The sequence below is a fragment of the Pseudomonas sp. FP603 genome (assembly GCF_030687415.1).
GTDB classification, from domain to species: domain Bacteria; phylum Pseudomonadota; class Gammaproteobacteria; order Pseudomonadales; family Pseudomonadaceae; genus Aquipseudomonas; species Aquipseudomonas wuhanensis.
Genome location: NZ_CP117431.1, coordinates 2,724,198 through 2,738,492, shown reverse-complemented (window position 1 = coordinate 2,738,492; position 14,295 = coordinate 2,724,198). Strand labels below are relative to the sequence as shown.

Sequence of the window (14,295 nt, the reverse complement as noted above, 5' to 3'; positions counted from 1 at the left end):
AGCCGAACGCAGAGCGTCCGTTGAGGCATTCCCACGCGGGAGCGTGGGAACGATCAAATAACGGTGGGCGGCGCCTGTGTGGTCAGTGCCGGCGCTTGAGGGTGTCCGACGGCAATTCGCCGAACTGTTTGCGGTAGCTGTCGGAGAACCGGCCCAGGTGCAAAAAGCCATAATCCATGGCCACTTCCGTGACGTTGCGCACGTTGCAGGTCGGGTCGCTCAGGTTGGCGTGAATGCGTTCGAGCTTTTTCTGCCGGATGTAGTTTTTCGGCGTGTCCCCCGCGTTGCGTTCGAACAAGCCATACAGCGAACGCAGGCTCATCCGCGCCTGGCGCGCCAGTTCTTCGCTGTCGATGTCCTGCTTGAGGTTGCACGCGATGTAATCGACCAGCGCCTCGAACGTCGCCGAGGCTGAGCCGGGATCGGTGCGCATGACGTTGGTCTTCATCAGGCCGAGCATTTTGCTGACAACGATTTGCGCATAGTGCTCCTGCACCCGGGGAATCGGCTCGGCGGCTTCCGCCTCCTGGCAAATCATCGCCAGCAGACCGACGAAACCTTCCAGCTCATTGAGCTGATAACGGTTCTCCAGAAACCGCACGCCCTGCCCCGGATACCGCCAGCGCTGCTCCTCGCACACCGACTCCAACAGCCGGGTGGGAACTTTCAGGATGAATTTTTCGCAATCACTGGAATAGGTCAGATCCACCGGATCGTCCGGGTTGATCAGCAGCAACTCGCCAGGCGCAAAGTAATGTTCCTGACCATGGCCGCGCCACAGGCAGTTGCCGCGCAGCAGCACCTGCAAGTGATAGATGCTGTCCAGCGCGCCTGAGGTGACCCGCACGCTGGCGCCGTAACTGATGCGGCACAGATCGAGGCTGGCAAACTTGCGATGATCGAGGCTGGCCAGCGGTCGACCGACCCTGGGCATCTGCAGGCAATGGTTGCCGACGTGCTGATTGACGTAGCCAGATACCTCGTACGGGTCGGCATGGTCGAAGACTCTGCTGCGATGACTCAACAATTGCGCTTGCATCATCGGATCACTCTCATTGTTGTTATCAGTGGCGCCGCCATTGTAGTGTCCTGTCTCACAAATACGTTCCTCTTTTGACGAGTGGCTGTTGTCGTCAGGCAAGGCACCGCGACGAGTCATAGCCAGCTATGGCGAGGAGCGGTAACGCAGCATGACGGCAACAGACGCCGTCAAAAAGGAACAGTATTTGTGAGACAGGACACTCGGTGCTCTGGCCGAAACACAGAAGGCCACGAGATAAACGGTCGGTTATCTCGCGGCCCGGTTCGGCGGGTCGAGGGTATCAGTCCTCGAGCGCGCGAACCCGTTCGTGGCGTTGCTGCTCCTCTGGCTGAGCGGACGACTGCAGGGTGAAATCGAAATCGATTTCGGCAAAACGACCGCTGACACCATGAGCCGCCGCACGCTGCGGATCGTCACTGAAAGTGATTTTGGCGATCAGTTCGTCACGGGTGGCGTAGGCGAAATCGTCATGCAGGTACTGATCGCCATCGAGGTTGATCTGGGTGGTCAGGTGACGATGATCCGGCGCCGAAATGAAGAAGTGAATGTGTGCCGGCCGCTGGCCATGACGGCCCAGTTGATCGAGCAATTGCTGGGTTGGACCGTCCGGCGGGCAACCGTAGCCCGACGGCACGATGCTACGGAAGCGGTAGCGACCCTCGGCATCGGTGACAATCCTGCGACGCAGGTTGAACTCGGACTGGGCGGTGTCGAAATACGAATAGGTGCCGCCGGTATTGGCGTGCCAGACATCCACTACCGCCCCGGCCAGCGGTTCGCCAGCGGTGTTGAGCACCTGACCTTGCATGAACAAAACGACGCCCGGATCGACGCCATCGTCCAGCCGCGCTTCGAAGTTCGACAGCGGTGCGCCGGCCACATACAGCGGCCCTTCGATGGTCCGCGGGGTGCCGCCGGATTTGCCGGCCTGCTCGTCTTCGGCGTCCATCAGCAGGTCGAGGTAATGCTCAAGACCAAGCCCGGCCACCAACAGACCGGCCTCCTGCCGCGCGCCCAGCACGTTGAGGTAGTTGACGGCTTTCCAGAATTCTTCCGGGGTCACGGCCAGGTCTTCGATGATGTTCACCGAATCGCGCAGGATGCGATAAACCAGCGCCTTGACCCGCGGATCGCCGGCGTCATTGAGCAGGCCGCTGGCCTCTTCGAGAAACTTCTGGACACTGGCAGTGTGGGAAATCTTGACGTTCATGGTGGTTCCTCATCTTGTAATTATTAGCGTAGCGAACTGAACAGGCTGGGTTCAGCGGTCATCCTCGCGAATGGAAGAAGGATGCCGGCACATCGCGGTGACTTCGATCGCCATGTACGGGTAAAGCGGCAATTGCATCAGCAGGTCGTGCAGTTCCTGAACGCTGTCGACATCGAACACGCTGTAATTGGCATAGAGCCCGGCGATGCGCCACAGATGACGCCACTTGCCTTGCTCTTGCAGGCGCTGGGCCAGGGCTTTTTCGTCGGCCTTGAGCTGAGCGGCGCGTTCCGGGTTCATGTCGACCGGTAAATTCACAGTCATTTTTACGTGAAACAGCATGATGCCCTCCTCAGGCTTGATGAACGGCAGTGGTTGTCTTATCCCGGCGGAAAAACGCCAGGCGCTCTTCGTCCAGGCTCAGGCCCAACCCCGGTGTTGACGGGACGTGCAGTTGGAAATCGCGGTAGACCAATGGCTCGATGAGGATGTCTTCGGTGAGCAGCAGCGGGCCGAACAGCTCGGTGTCCCAGCCCAGTGTGTTCAGCGTGACAAAGGCATGGGCCGAGGCCAGCGTGCCGATGCCGCCTTCGAGCATGGTGCCACCGTACAGGCCGATACCGGCCGCCTCGGCAATCGCGGCGGTTCGCAGCACGGCGCGTGGGCCGCCGTTCTTGGCGATTTTGAGGGCGAATACCGAAGCGGCGCCCTCGCGCGCCAGGTTGAAGGCGTCCTCTACGCATTCGATGGACTCATCGGCCATGATCGGCGCCGGGCTCATGGCATTCAGACGCACCATGCCGGCACGGTTGTTGCGCGAGATCGGTTGTTCGATCAGATCGATACCGTTGCTTCCGAGAATCCGGCAGGCCCGTAGCGCGATCGCTTCGTCCCAGGCCTGATTGACATCGACCCGCACGCTGGCGCGATCGCCCAAGGCCTTTTTGATCGCAATGACGTGGGCCAGGTCGCGGTTGACCTCGCCGGCGCCGATTTTCAGTTTGAAGATTCGATGGCGGCGCAGGTCGAGCATTTTTTCCGCTTCGGCGATGTCTTTGGCGGTGTCGCCGCTGGCCAGGGTCCAGACCACTGGCAGCGCGTCGCGAACCCGGCCGCCAAGCAACTCGCTGACTGGCAGGCCCAGGCGCTTGCCCTGGGCGTCGAGCAAGGCGCTTTCGATACCCGATTTGGCGAAGGTGTTGCCACGAATGCTGCGCTCCAGGCGCAACATCGCGGCATTCACATTGCCGCTGTCCTGGCCAATCAATAGTGGCGCGAAGTGCTTGTCGATATTGGTCTTGATGCTGTCCGGGCTTTCGTTGCCGTAGGCCAGACCGCCAATGGTGGTCGACTCACCGACACCCTCAATGCCATCGGCACAGCGCACACGAATGATCACCAGGGTCTGGTTCTGCATCGTGTGCATCGCCAGCTTGTGCGGGCGAATGGTCGGCAGATCGACGATGATCGTCTCGATCGATTCAATGGCTGTTGCAAGCATGTCGCGATACCCGTCAGGTTCTTAAAGTTCTGGAACCGATTCTGGTACGGCTTTTTTCGGGAAGCCAATATAGAATTGGTCTGACTCGATACCTTAAAGGTATTCAACAGATTGACGTTCGGAGGCCCCCATGGAACTGCGTCACCTGCGGTATTTTCAGGTGTTGGCTCAAACCCTCAACTTCACCCGCGCCGCCGAACTGCTGCACATCGCCCAACCGCCGCTGAGCCGGCAGATCCAGCAGCTGGAAGATGAACTCGGGGTACTGCTGCTGGAACGCGGCCGACCGCTAAAGCTGACCGACGCCGGGCGGTTTTTCCATGAACATTCCACCGCCCTGCTCGAGCAGTTGGGCAAGGTCTGCGACAACACGCGGCGGATTGGCCTGGGCGAAAAGACCTGGCTGGGCATCGGCTTTGCGCCATCGACCCTCTATGGCGTGCTGCCGGAACTGATCCGCCGACTGCGCAGCGGTGAGCCGCTGGCGCTCGAGTTGGGGCTCTCGGAAATGACCACGTTGCAACAGGTGCAGGCGCTCAAGGCGGGGCGCATTGATATTGGTTTCGGGCGAATCCGCATCGACGACCCGGCGATCATCCAGACTGTTTTGACTGAAGACCGACTGGTCGCCGCCCTCCCCGCCGGCCATCCATTACTGGCCGGGCCCATCAGCCTTCGTGAACTGGCAAAAGAACCCTTCGTGCTCTACCCCGGCAACCCGCGCCCCAGCTACGCCGACCACGTGATCGCGTTGTTTGAATCCTATGGCGTACACATCAACGTGGCGCAATGGACCAACGAATTGCAAACAGCAATCGGCCTGGTGGGTGCGGGAATCGGGGTGACGTTGGTCCCGGCCTCAGTGCAGTTGCTGCACCGCGACGATATCGGCTTCACACCGGTGCTGGAAGACAACGCCACCTCGCCGATCATCCTCAGCAGGCGCGTGGGCGATGTATCGCCGGGGTTGAATCATTGTTTGCAGATGATTGATGAACTGCTGCCGCGCGACAGACTCTAGGCCATGACACCGGCGAGAGCTCTGCGACCGGCGCGCATTTCGGTGCGAAGTTCGCCGATCAGGTTGGAAATATCGCGGACACTGGTCAATTCTTCGGGCGATACACCGGTGATCAACAGCTCAATCCGTCCGCTGGTGCGATCGAAGACCTTGATCCGCAATGTTTCATCGTGATTCACGGTGCATTCGCAGGACAGCGGTTTGAAACCGGACTCCACAATTTGGCAAAGCTGCGCAAGTTGAACCATGGCGGATGCCTCCCCTGGATGGTTTCGCGATTGGATCCACTGAGAATAGTTCAACTTGCGCAACACGCCAGCGAGTTCTATAGCCGCCTCGCAAGCTCGACAGCTGCTACACAATCAATCGTCCGACATCGCTCAGTGGGTATCTGCGCCCCATAACCAGTTCCAGATCCCTGGCAACTCCACCGCCTCTGAACTGTCCCGGACAGTACGCGCCATGGCCGCCTGCTGCAGTGCTGCCGTGTCGTCGTAAAAGGCTTTCTGGGCTGTGACCAAGCCGGTGGCACTGGCACTGTCGAGGAGGATTTGCAGGTATTCGCGGGTATGCCGGGCGGTGTAGCGATTCAGGTCGTGAAAAGTCACCACCACCGGAATCACCCCGTCCACCGTCGGCAACTCACCGAGGGCAATGCGCTCGCGGACTTCGGACAGTTGCCGCAGCAGGTTGGCCCGCCGACGGGGGCTGGCGTTGAAGCCCCAGATCTTGCCGTCATTGGCGCTCAGGTCGGTCAGCAGTACGTGCATGCCATGCTGTTGATAGGCCGCGAAGGTGCGCTTGTCGTAGTTCCAGAACGGCGGGCGCACCAGGGTCGGCAACGCGCCAGTGATCGCGGCAATATCTGCGCTGCCATCAGTGAGCGACTGTTCCAGTGCTTCCGGGTCCAGAGAACGATGGTTGGTGTGCCGGCGCGTGGCCGTGTGGAAGCCCAGCAAGTGACCTTCGGCGTGTTCGCGACGCATGATCTGTCGACCTGCCTCACTGCCGCCGGCGCGTGAGTCACGGGTCTGTACGAAGAACACCGCTTTAATGTCGGGTTGCAGCGGATTGCGCGCGAGGCTGTCGAGCACGGTGACCGTCGGGTTGTAAAAACCGGACGCGCTGGGCCCGTCGTCGAAGGTCAGCAGAAAGCGGATGGGCGCTTGAGTGCGCAGCCCCTGTTGCGTCTGCGGCGTCATTTCAATGGGCGCGGCGATGCAGCCAAACAGGCCGACTGCGATGGCGAACGCGGAGAGAACCTTGACCAGCTGCTTCATGTTTTGCCTTGGACCAGACCTTGCGGTCATTACGTTTAATGGCAAAAACCCCTCGCCCATTCATCCCTTGACCGGCCCGCAGATCGCTGCAAGCCGAGGTTGGATAAGGGTACACAGTGTTTGGTTCCGGCGCCCGCTCCCGGATTCGCGTTATGCCTTCCATTTTCGGTTATTGCGCCAGTGCCTGCCGGAACGAGCTGTCGATAATCGGTGCCGTCGCCAGGGCGGCCGGCAATGCCTTGACCTTGAACAGGAAGTCCGCGGTGCTTTGCAGATCCACCGCAGCCTGCTGATCCACCGGGCCGACGGTCATGTGGGCCTGACGCAGCCAAAGGCGCGACACGTTCTGGTCCAGGTTGGCCTTCTTCGCCCAGAGATCGGCGTACTCGTCGGTGTGATTGTCGACCCAGGCCCGGGCCTTTTTCAGGCGCACCAGGAAGTCGGCAATGGCTTCGCGTTTGCTGTCGATCGAAGGCGTCGAGGCGGCGATGGCGCTGAGACCGGGCATCAGGTTTTTGGCGGTGAGAATCGGTCGGGCGCCGGAGAACAGTATCTGCTGGGAAATGTAGGGTTCCCAGACCGGAAACGCGTCGATGCTGCCTTGGGGTAACGCGGCAGCGGCGTCGATTGGCATCAGTTTGATGAAGTCGACGTAGTTCTCCGGCAAATCGGCTTGCTCCAGAGCGCGCAAGGTCAACTGCTGGCTCCAGGCGCCGGGCCAGTAAGCGACTTTCTTGCCCTTGAGGTCGGCGATGGTTTTGACCGGCGAATCCTTGGGTACCAGCAAGGCGATGGTGTCCGGGTTCTGCCGCGACACGCCGATCAGCTTGACCGGTGCCTGTTTGGCGGCCAGAAACAGAAAACCTGAATCACCGAGAAAACCCAGGTCCAACGCGCCGGTATTCAGCGCTTCGGCCAGCGGCGCAGCGGCCTGGAAGTGCTTCCAGTCGACGGTATAGGGCGCTCCTTGCAGCACCCCTGAAGCCTCCACCGAGGCGCGAATGTTGTAGTAGTTCTGATCGCCGACGTGCAACACCACGGGGTCGGCGCCGTAGGTCAAAGGCGCGGCAAACAGGGCGCTGGCCAACAGACCGCGCAGGTATCGGGACAGATTCATCAGGGGCTCCTGAAGGGTTATTTTTATAGACCATAACGCGCTTACAGGTGCAATTTTAAATTCTATTTATGCATAAGCTCATGACGGGGAACAGCCTGTGTTTACCCAGCAACAGTGGCTCAACAGACTGTATTTCCCGGTACATTTCTCTGTCTGCAACGGCACATTGCCTTACCACAGGTGATTGCATTTCAGGCATCGGAAATTAAAAAGCCCCGCCATCAATGGCGGGGCTTTTGGGCATGTGCAGACCGATCAGGGTTTCAACGGGCGCTCCTGGTCACGGTCCGACAGTTCTTTACCGTCGTCGGGGTGCTTCCAGTCCGGCGTCGAACGCCTCTGCCGCTCGATCTCTTCTTGCGTGGGTTCATCGGTGTCTTCATCCAGGTCTGGACGCTTTGGTTCAGTGGCCATGTCCACCTCCCGTCCTCAAGGGATCATCCGTTAAGCGTAGTTCAGTTTCGCCCCGGACAACTCACAGCCACCACCGCAGCAAAAAGAAAAAACCCATGCTCAACAACATGCTGAGCAACGTATTGCGGGTGTAAAGTACCAGGCCCACGGCCACCAGCGAACTGATCAGGTAGGGGTTGTCCCATTGCAGGTTCAGCTGCTTGTCGGGCATGAACACGATCGGTCCGCAAATCGCCGTGAGCATGCCCGGCACCGCGAAACCGAGGAACTGCCGGGCATTGCTGCTCAAGCGCACCGGCAGCCGAGGCTCGAGAAATACGTAGCGGTTCAGGAACACCAGCAGGCCCATCCCGATAATCACAGCCCAGACCATCATGTGCGCCCCACGTAGAGTTTGTTGCAGATAAAGCCTGCGGTCATGCCCGCCAACCCTGACAACACCAGGGCCGAGCCCCATTGCCAATAGCTGAACAGCACCGAACAGAACAGCGAGACCGCCACGCAGACTACCGTCGGAACGTTGCGCACCACTGGTGTGATCAAGGCGATAAAGGTCGCCGCGATAGAGAAATCCAACCCCAGGTGTTCAAGGCCCGGAATGCTGCTGCCCAGCACAATGCCCGCCAGGGTGAAGAGGTTCCACGCGATGTAAAACGTCAGGCCCACGCCCAGGGCATACCAACGATTGAACTGCTGTTTGTCATGCTGGCTGGTCAGGGCGAACAACTCGTCGGTGAGCAAAAAACCCAGCCCCACACGCCAGCGGCCCGGCAACGGGGAAATCACCGAACGCATGCTCATCCCGTAAAGCAAATGCTGGGAGGTCAGCAACAGCGTGGTCAACAGAATCGAAAAGACCCCGGCGCCGCCCTTGAGCATGCCGATGGCGACCAATTGAGCTGCGCCGGCAAACACGATGCTCGACAGCCCCTGACCTTGCAGCGGAGTGAGATTGGCCTCGATGGCCATGGAGCCGGCCAGCAACCCCCAAGGCGCGGTCGCCAGGGACAACGGCATGATGGCCACGGCACCGCGAAGGAATGCACTGCGCGGCAGGAGTGAGTTGGACATAACGCTCTGCAACCAGGGAAAGACCCCAGACTGTGCCAGCAGTCACGGTGGATGGCTTGAACAATCTTGCGCACTTGCACGCAACCAGTGCTGATTTTCGAGATTGACAAATATCGCGCCGACTTTTAAAACTGAGCACCTCATTCAGGGTGTAAGCAACCATGTCCGCAACCTTCAATCTCAACACTGTCGTCATTGGCTTGAATGCCAAGGCGCAAGGTTGCGTTGCGCACGCCCTTAAATCGAAGAAACAGTCGCTCATGTGACCGGGGCGCGCTGTCCCGTCAGATGAGCTGACAGGACATTGAGCGCGGCGGACACTCCCTCCTTCTTGCTGACTTCCTTCTACGCTTCTGACGGTGACGAAATCGGTCAACCTTCAGGAGAAAGTGCATGTCATCGTTTCAAGGTATCTGGGTTCCCATCGTTACGCCGTTTCACAATGGCGCGATCGACTTCGAAGGGTTGCGGCGGCTGGTCAGTCATCTGCTGGAAAAAGGCGTTGATGGCATTGTGGTCTGCGGCACCACCGGGGAAGCCGCAGCGCTGGGCAAACATGAGCAACTGGCAGTGCTCGATGCGGTGCTGGAACGGGTTGCACCAGAACGTGTAGTCATGGGTCTGGCCGGCAACAACCTTGCCGAATTGCTGCAATTTCAAGGCGAAATCCTGAAACGTGCCCTGGCGGGTTTGCTGGTTCCACCGCCGTACTACATCCGCCCTTCCCAGGCCGGCCTCGAAGCGTTTTTCAAGACCGTCGCCGATGCTTCCAGCGTCCCGGTGATTCTCTACGACATTCCCTATCGCACCGGCATAGCCTTCGAGCAGGCGACCTTGCTGCGGATCGTCCGCCACGAGCGGATCGTCGCGATCAAGGACTGCGGCGGTAATCCAGCCACCACCCTTGCGCTGCTCTGCAGCGGCAAAGTCGACGTGCTGTGCGGTGAAGACCACCAGATATTCGGTGCTTTGTGCCTCGGTGCCAAAGGCGCGATTGCCGCCTCGGCCCATGTTCATCCCGAGCTGTTCGTGAGGCTGTATCAGCAGCTTCGCGACAACCGGTTAGCGGATGGCCGGACGACGTTCTTCCAGTTGCTGCCGTTGATCCACAGCCTGTTCATCGAGCCCAATCCCGCCCCGGTGAAAACCGCCCTGGCCCTTGAAGGGTTGATCCACGACGAGCTGCGCGCGCCGATGCAACGTAGCAGCGAAGCCACGGCGGTGCGTTTGAAAGAAGTACTGGCAGTGCTTGAGAACAGCAATCGATAGAGCACACGCGCCCAGCCCGAGTACCATGGAGCGATTCACATAACGCGTCAGGAAGTCGACATGCTTTACCGAATCGCCGCCGACGGGCTGGTGCTGTCTCACTTGCTGTTCATTCTGTTCGTGCTGTTCGGCGGGCTGCTGGTGCTCAAATGGCACCACCTGGCCTGGTGGCACCTGCCCGCCGCCGTGTGGGGCGTGATCGTGGAAGTTTTCCACCTGTCGTGCCCACTGACCGAATGGGAAAACCTCATGCGCCATGCAGCCGGGCAAACCGGTTATGGCGGCGGTTTTATTGAACATTACGTGTGGCCGATTATTTATCCGGCCGGGCTGACACCCACGATTCAGTTGGGGCTGGGCAGCGTGGTACTGGCGATCAACGTGCTGATCTACCTGCGACTGATCCGGTTATGGAGATTGCGGCACCCGACTCGTTCAGGGCAGTAACCGGTCTGGTTGAGTTCAGTTGGCAATGACGCTCATGTTCCGGCCACTGGCCTTGGCCACATACAGCGCCTTGTCTGCTGCGCCGATCAAATCTTCGGGCTCGCTCTGCGCCGTCTGGTTGTAGGCACAGACCCCCAGGCTGACCGTGACGAGGCCTTCGGGGCTGCCACTATGCTTGATGTCCATTTGCTGAACCGCGCGACGGATCTTTTCCGCCACCAAAAACGCCCCCACATAATCGGTGCCGGGCAGCACCACCGTAAACTCCTCACCACCGAAGCGGGCAGCGAGATCGCCGGGGCGCTGGATGTTGTCGGTGATGATGGTGCTGATCTTGCGCAAACACTCATCGCCCGCCAAATGACCGTAGTGATCATTGAAACTCTTGAAATGATCGACATCGATCATCAGCAACGCAAGGCTGGTGTGGGTACGTCTGGCACGGCCCATTTCCGCCAGGATGAACAGGTCGAATTGACGCCGGTTGGAAAGCCCGGTCAGTGCATCCTCCAGAGCCAGCAATTTGAGGCTGTGGTTGACCTCAATGAGTTTTTCCTGAGCCTCCAGCAATTCGTTCTGAATATGATTCTGCTGCTTCATGACACGGATCAGGCGATAGCCGAGAACGCCCAGAAACCCCAGCAGCAATGAGACGATGCCCGCACTGAGCATTGCCTCCTGCCGCCAGCTGGCCAGGACTTCTTCCTTGTCGAGCGCGGTAAAAACGATAAGCGGATAACCCTCGACCCGCCGAAACCCCACCACCCGCTCCACCCCGTCCACGTAGGATTTGACGATTGCCGTACCGAAATCGCCCTTGGGCAACAACTGGGTAAACAGCGGCCCCTTGGCGATGCTGGTGCCGATATCGGTTTCCTTGAACGGGCGGCGAACGACGATGGTGGCGTTATCGGCGATCAGATTGACCACCCCGTTATTGCCCATGTCGATGCTGTTGTACAAGTCCAGGAAATGTTTGAGATAGATCGAAGCCGCCACCACGCCGGCAAACCGCCCATCGGCGTGATTGATCCTGCGTGACACGGTCATGACCCACTCACCGGTCGAGCGACTTCTTATCGATGGACCGATATGAGGGCCGCGGTCGGGATGATCACGGTGGTAGATGAAATATTCACGGTCGGAGTTATTGGCATTGGGCAACACAGCGTTATTGGAGTTGGCAAGCCAGCGTCCTTCTTCGTCGAAAACGAACAGCCCATGGATCTGCGCCAGTTCACCGCGCTGGGCGTGGAGCAAACTTTGCAGCCTGGGAATTCTCGCTGGCTCCATACCGTCGTTTTCAAGGCGGTCCACCACGGCAAACAGCAGCGTGTCGGCCTGTTTGATCGATGCTCGCGCCTGCGAGGCCAGGGTTTGCGCCAGGTTGGACATCTCCACTTCGCTGCCGCGCAAATGATACTGCCGCGCGTTCCAGCCTTCCCCGATCACAATGGCCGTCATGGACAGGCACACCGCAACAAGTAGGGAGACTGCGTATCGAACCTTGAGTTTCGACTCAATCTGCCCGGGCACCCAAGGCGCGGCGAGCCGGGTGCTTTCAATACGATCTTTGACGAACGGATGCCCCATGACGCTCCCTGAATCCCTTATGCAATGGCGAATTTTCCCGTTCGCCCTTTTAGCGCCAGCCAGCCGTGGCCGGCGCTCAGACCACTATGACCCATCAACGGATACGATAGGTGATTTGCACGAAAATGCTCATCGCCAACGATCGTATTATTACACCTGCGTCTGCTTCACCGCCTCAAGCCAGGCCGGGTTCAATTGCGTTTGTTCGGTCTCGATGCCCAGCGCTTCCATCCGCGCCTTGTGCTGGTCCATCTCACGGGTCAGCTGGCTATGGTCGCTGGAATTGCCGTCCAACTGGTGCATCTGGCTCAGTCCCAGATGATAAAAACGCAGCAGTTTCATGGCGCTCGGATCGCCCTTCTCCACTGCCGCCGTCACCTGGTGCATGACATTGGTAATGCTCATCAAGCTGCGTTTGAGCTGCCAACCGTACACGGCTGGCGCCATCCATTCCTGGGTCCAGAACGTTCCGCGCATCAGCGCCGCCATCAGCAACAACGCAGCAAATACGCCGCCAACGTTGAAACGCAGATTGTCGCCGCCGGGCTCACCGAACAGCGCCACCGCTGCCGTGGACAGCACCATCGCCAGCGCCAGGAACATCAGAGCGATGATTACCGTGCTGCGTCGCGTCTGGCGTCGATAGGTTTCGGCATTCATTGGCTGGATTTCGAACATCGCGACGGGGTTCCTTGCATCAATGGTAAAAGGCTCTGTGGCAAAAAGACTGCAGGGCATTATCGCCTCCCCGAAGGATTTAGCTATGCTGGGGCTCCTTTTCATCTTTTCATCGTCAAACGGGGACATAGCGATACAGCGCAGTTCGTGCCATCTTCATTATGGATACACACTATTCGGATGCCATGCGCCTGCCGGCGGGTGACATCGTTTTAAGGATCATTGAATGACCCAACGACATGTAATCAACGCCTCGGTCAGCCCTAAAGGCAGCCTGGAAACACTGTCCCAACGTGAAGTACAGCAACTGAGCGAAGCCGGAACCGGCCTCACCTATACCCTTTTCCGCCAGTGCGCCCTGGCCATCCTCAATACCGGCGCTCACGTCGATAACGCCAAGACCATTCTGGAAGCCTACAAAGACTTCGAAATCCGCATTCACCAGCAAGACCGTGGCGTACGCCTGGAATTGCTGAACGCCCCGGCCGACGCCTTCGTCGATGGCGAAATGATCGCCAGCACCCGGGAAATGCTCTTCAGCGCCCTGCGCGACATCGTCTACACCGAAAACGAACTCGACGCCTTGAGCATCGACCTGAGCACCTCCCAGGGCATCAGCGACTACGTCTTCCACTTGCTGCGCAACGCCCGCACCCTGCGCCCCGGCGTCGAACCGAAAATCGTAGTGTGCTGGGGCGGCCACTCGATCAACACCGAAGAATACAAATACACCAAGAAAGTCGGCCACGAACTCGGCCTGCGCAGCCTGGACATCTGCACCGGTTGTGGTCCGGGCGTGATGAAAGGCCCGATGAAAGGCGCGACCATCGCCCACGCCAAGCAACGCATCCACGGTGGTCGCTACCTCGGCTTGACCGAACCCGGGATCATCGCCGCCGAAGCGCCGAACCCGATCGTCAACGAACTGGTGATCCTGCCGGACATCGAGAAACGTCTGGAAGCCTTCGTGCGGGTCGGCCACGGCATCATCATTTTCCCGGGCGGCGCGGGCACGGCCGAAGAGTTTCTGTACCTGCTCGGCATCCTGATGCACCCGGATAACGAAAGCCTGCCTTTCCCCGTGGTCCTCACCGGGCCGAAAAGCGCCGCGCCGTACCTGGAGCAGTTGCACGCCTTCGTCGGTGCGACCCTCGGTGAAGCCGCGCAGCAACACTACGAGATCATCATCGACGACCCGGTTGAAGTGGCGCGGCAGATGACTCAGGGCCTCAAAGAGGTCAAACAGTTCCGTCGCGAGCGCAACGACGCGTTCCATTTCAACTGGCTGCTGAAGATCGACGAAGGCTTCCAGCGCCCGTTCGACCCGACCCACGCCAACATGGCCAACCTGCAATTGAGCCGCAACCTGCCCTCCCACGAACTGGCCGCCAACCTGCGCCGCGCGTTCTCCGGCATCGTCGCCGGCAACGTCAAGGACAAGGGCATCCGCCTGATCGAAGAACACGGGCCATACCAGATCCGTGGCGATGCCGCGGTCATGCAGCCGCTGGACAAACTGCTCAAAGCCTTCGTCGCCCAGCACCGGATGAAACTGCCGGGCGGCGCGGAGTATGTACCGTGTTATCAGGTGGTGGCTTGATACGCTCCCACACTTTTACAAGAAACCCCGCGTGATGCGGGGTTTTGATCGT

Annotated in this window: 16 protein-coding genes; 4 read left to right on the top strand and 12 right to left on the bottom strand. The window is 59.4% G+C overall.

The window, feature by feature from the left end; translation table 11 throughout:
* Window positions 1-82 precede the first annotated feature (82 nt).
* The 4 genes from PSH65_RS12755 to PSH65_RS12740 form a co-directional block, all read right to left on the bottom strand.
* Entirely contained in the window at window positions 83-1,042 is a 960-nt protein-coding gene (locus tag PSH65_RS12755; protein ID WP_277397069.1) for an AraC family transcriptional regulator, read from the bottom strand.
* A gap of 280 nt (window positions 1,043-1,322) precedes the next feature.
* Complete coding sequence (catA, locus tag PSH65_RS12750; protein ID WP_305426503.1) at window positions 1,323-2,252, bottom strand: catechol 1,2-dioxygenase; 930 nt, start codon at window positions 2,250-2,252, stop codon at window positions 1,323-1,325.
* Between the two features lie 51 nt (window positions 2,253-2,303).
* The gene (catC, locus tag PSH65_RS12745; RefSeq protein WP_007895545.1) at window positions 2,304-2,594 is read right to left on the bottom strand and encodes a muconolactone Delta-isomerase; all 291 of its coding nucleotides are present in this window, start codon (window positions 2,592-2,594) and stop codon (window positions 2,304-2,306) included.
* A gap of 10 nt (window positions 2,595-2,604) precedes the next feature.
* Window positions 2,605-3,753, bottom strand: a complete 1,149-nt coding sequence (locus PSH65_RS12740; protein WP_305426502.1) for a muconate cycloisomerase family protein — start codon at window positions 3,751-3,753, stop codon at window positions 2,605-2,607.
* Window positions 3,754-3,883: 130 nt separating this feature from the next.
* Between PSH65_RS12740 and PSH65_RS12735 the strand changes: the two genes are divergently transcribed.
* A complete protein-coding gene (locus PSH65_RS12735) occupies window positions 3,884-4,774 on the top strand; it encodes a LysR family transcriptional regulator (RefSeq protein ID WP_305426501.1) in 891 nt (296 codons plus the stop codon).
* Here the strand turns inward: PSH65_RS12735 and PSH65_RS12730 are convergent.
* The 6 genes from PSH65_RS12730 to PSH65_RS12705 form a co-directional block, all read right to left on the bottom strand.
* A complete protein-coding gene (locus PSH65_RS12730; RefSeq protein ID WP_305426500.1) occupies window positions 4,771-5,022 on the bottom strand; it encodes a DUF1652 domain-containing protein in 252 nt (83 codons plus the stop codon). The genes PSH65_RS12735 and PSH65_RS12730 overlap by 4 nt on opposite strands.
* 132 nt (window positions 5,023-5,154) lie before the next feature.
* Window positions 5,155-6,054 carry a polysaccharide deacetylase family protein gene (locus PSH65_RS12725; protein ID WP_305426499.1) on the bottom strand — a complete coding sequence of 300 codons (900 nt, stop codon included), beginning with the start codon at window positions 6,052-6,054 and terminating at the stop codon, window positions 5,155-5,157.
* Between the two features lie 169 nt (window positions 6,055-6,223).
* Complete coding sequence (locus PSH65_RS12720; protein ID WP_305426498.1) at window positions 6,224-7,171, bottom strand: ABC transporter substrate-binding protein; 948 nt, start codon at window positions 7,169-7,171, stop codon at window positions 6,224-6,226.
* A gap of 255 nt (window positions 7,172-7,426) precedes the next feature.
* Window positions 7,427-7,585, bottom strand: a complete 159-nt coding sequence (locus PSH65_RS12715) for a hypothetical protein (RefSeq protein WP_305426497.1) — start codon at window positions 7,583-7,585, stop codon at window positions 7,427-7,429.
* A 61-nt stretch (window positions 7,586-7,646) separates the two neighbouring features.
* Window positions 7,647-7,958 carry an AzlD domain-containing protein gene (locus PSH65_RS12710; protein ID WP_162830927.1) on the bottom strand — a complete coding sequence of 104 codons (312 nt, stop codon included), beginning with the start codon at window positions 7,956-7,958 and terminating at the stop codon, window positions 7,647-7,649.
* Window positions 7,958-8,656, bottom strand: coding sequence for an AzlC family ABC transporter permease (locus PSH65_RS12705; RefSeq protein WP_305426496.1), 699 nt, complete (start codon window positions 8,654-8,656; stop codon window positions 7,958-7,960). Before PSH65_RS12705 ends, PSH65_RS12710 begins: the two co-directional genes overlap by 1 nt.
* A 393-nt stretch (window positions 8,657-9,049) precedes the next feature.
* Here PSH65_RS12705 and dapA point away from each other — a divergent pair, with 393 nt between their 5' ends.
* Together dapA and PSH65_RS12695 are read left to right on the top strand one after the other, a co-directional pair.
* On the top strand, window positions 9,050-9,925 hold the full coding sequence (dapA, locus tag PSH65_RS12700; RefSeq protein ID WP_305426495.1) for a 4-hydroxy-tetrahydrodipicolinate synthase: 876 nt from the start codon (window positions 9,050-9,052) through the stop codon (window positions 9,923-9,925).
* Window positions 9,926-9,985: 60 nt separating this feature from the next.
* Entirely contained in the window at window positions 9,986-10,372 is a 387-nt protein-coding gene (locus PSH65_RS12695) for a DUF2784 domain-containing protein (RefSeq protein ID WP_305426494.1), read from the top strand.
* Window positions 10,373-10,387: 15 nt separating this feature from the next.
* On the opposite strand, the gene PSH65_RS12690 is transcribed toward PSH65_RS12695, so the two are convergent.
* Window positions 10,388-11,965: a sensor domain-containing diguanylate cyclase gene (locus PSH65_RS12690; protein ID WP_305426493.1), complete on the bottom strand. Its 1,578-nt coding sequence runs from the start codon at window positions 11,963-11,965 to the stop codon at window positions 10,388-10,390.
* 150 nt (window positions 11,966-12,115) lie between these two features.
* The gene (locus PSH65_RS12685) at window positions 12,116-12,643 is read right to left on the bottom strand and encodes a DUF3087 family protein (protein ID WP_305426492.1); all 528 of its coding nucleotides are present in this window, start codon (window positions 12,641-12,643) and stop codon (window positions 12,116-12,118) included.
* A gap of 226 nt (window positions 12,644-12,869) precedes the next feature.
* Here PSH65_RS12685 and ppnN point away from each other — a divergent pair, with 226 nt between their 5' ends.
* Window positions 12,870-14,243 carry a nucleotide 5'-monophosphate nucleosidase PpnN gene (ppnN, locus tag PSH65_RS12680; protein WP_123360795.1) on the top strand — a complete coding sequence of 458 codons (1,374 nt, stop codon included), beginning with the start codon at window positions 12,870-12,872 and terminating at the stop codon, window positions 14,241-14,243.
* Window positions 14,244-14,295 lie beyond the last annotated feature (52 nt).

What these genes read in the sequence shown, in the direction of transcription:
- PSH65_RS12695 (WP_305426494.1), top strand. Translation starts at nt 9,986, where the DNA reads ATGCTTTACCGAATCGCCGCCGACGGGCTGGTGCTGTCTCACTTGCTG.
- PSH65_RS12705 (WP_305426496.1), bottom strand. Translation starts at nt 8,656, where the DNA reads ATGTCCAACTCACTCCTGCCGCGCAGTGCATTCCTTCGCGGTGCCGTG.
- catA (WP_305426503.1), bottom strand. Translation starts at nt 2,252, where the DNA reads ATGAACGTCAAGATTTCCCACACTGCCAGTGTCCAGAAGTTTCTCGAA.
- PSH65_RS12740 (WP_305426502.1), bottom strand. Translation starts at nt 3,753, where the DNA reads ATGCTTGCAACAGCCATTGAATCGATCGAGACGATCATCGTCGATCTG.
- PSH65_RS12720 (WP_305426498.1), bottom strand. Translation starts at nt 7,171, where the DNA reads ATGAATCTGTCCCGATACCTGCGCGGTCTGTTGGCCAGCGCCCTGTTT.
- PSH65_RS12685 (WP_305426492.1), bottom strand. Translation starts at nt 12,643, where the DNA reads ATGTTCGAAATCCAGCCAATGAATGCCGAAACCTATCGACGCCAGACG.
- PSH65_RS12715 (WP_305426497.1), bottom strand. Translation starts at nt 7,585, where the DNA reads ATGGCCACTGAACCAAAGCGTCCAGACCTGGATGAAGACACCGATGAA.
- dapA (WP_305426495.1), top strand. Translation starts at nt 9,050, where the DNA reads ATGTCATCGTTTCAAGGTATCTGGGTTCCCATCGTTACGCCGTTTCAC.
- ppnN (WP_123360795.1), top strand. Translation starts at nt 12,870, where the DNA reads ATGACCCAACGACATGTAATCAACGCCTCGGTCAGCCCTAAAGGCAGC.
- PSH65_RS12725 (WP_305426499.1), bottom strand. Translation starts at nt 6,054, where the DNA reads ATGAAGCAGCTGGTCAAGGTTCTCTCCGCGTTCGCCATCGCAGTCGGC.
- catC (WP_007895545.1), bottom strand. Translation starts at nt 2,594, where the DNA reads ATGCTGTTTCACGTAAAAATGACTGTGAATTTACCGGTCGACATGAAC.
- PSH65_RS12735 (WP_305426501.1), top strand. Translation starts at nt 3,884, where the DNA reads ATGGAACTGCGTCACCTGCGGTATTTTCAGGTGTTGGCTCAAACCCTC.
- PSH65_RS12730 (WP_305426500.1), bottom strand. Translation starts at nt 5,022, where the DNA reads ATGGTTCAACTTGCGCAGCTTTGCCAAATTGTGGAGTCCGGTTTCAAA.
- PSH65_RS12710 (WP_162830927.1), bottom strand. Translation starts at nt 7,958, where the DNA reads ATGGTCTGGGCTGTGATTATCGGGATGGGCCTGCTGGTGTTCCTGAAC.
- PSH65_RS12755 (WP_277397069.1), bottom strand. Translation starts at nt 1,042, where the DNA reads ATGATGCAAGCGCAATTGTTGAGTCATCGCAGCAGAGTCTTCGACCAT.
- PSH65_RS12690 (WP_305426493.1), bottom strand. Translation starts at nt 11,965, where the DNA reads ATGGGGCATCCGTTCGTCAAAGATCGTATTGAAAGCACCCGGCTCGCC.